This is a genomic window from Mycobacterium sp. E342, from assembly GCF_001667665.1.
Lineage (GTDB): Bacteria > Actinomycetota > Actinomycetes > Mycobacteriales > Mycobacteriaceae > Mycobacterium.
Map to the genome: position 1 here is coordinate 1 of NZ_LZJM01000311.1, position 585 is coordinate 585.

At 66.0% G+C, this 585-nt stretch carries 1 protein-coding gene; it reads left to right on the top strand.

Annotation, left to right across the window (positions count from 1 at the left end):
- A partial coding sequence (locus A5692_RS25720; RefSeq protein WP_156766284.1) for an AMP-binding protein occupies positions 1-585 on the top strand: 585 nt, incomplete at both ends.

The window sequence follows — 585 nt, forward strand, 5'->3', positions numbered from 1 at the left end:
ATCGATGCCCAACCGGCCACCCGACCACCGGGCCCGGCTGCTGAGGATGTGGCGTATTTGATTTACACCTCGGGCACTACCGGGGTGCCTAAAGGTGTTGCCGTTACCCATGGCAACGTGACCCAGCTGTTGGCGTCGCTGGATGGTGCGGTGGAGCGGGTGGGGGTGTGGTCGCAGTGGCATTCGTATTCCTTTGATGTGTCGGTGTGGGAGATTTTCGGTGCGCTGTTGGGTGGGGGCCGGTTGGTGGTGGTGCCCGAGGCGGTGGTGGGTTCCCCGGATGATTTGCAGGGCTTGCTGATTGCTGAACGGGTCAGTGTGTTGAGTCAGACCCCGTCGGCGGTGGCGATGCTTTCGCCGCAGGGGTTGGAGTCGGTGGCGTTGGTGGTGGCCGGGGAGGCGTGTCCGGCTGAGGTGGTCAATCGGTGGGCGTCGGGGCGGGTGATGCTCAACGCTTATGGGCCGACCGAGACCACGGTGTATGCGGCGATCAGCGCCCCGCTCACCCCGGGCACGGGGGCTGTGCCGATTGGGTCGCCGGTGTCGGGGGCGGCGCTGTTCGTGCTCGATGGGTGGTTGCGTGCG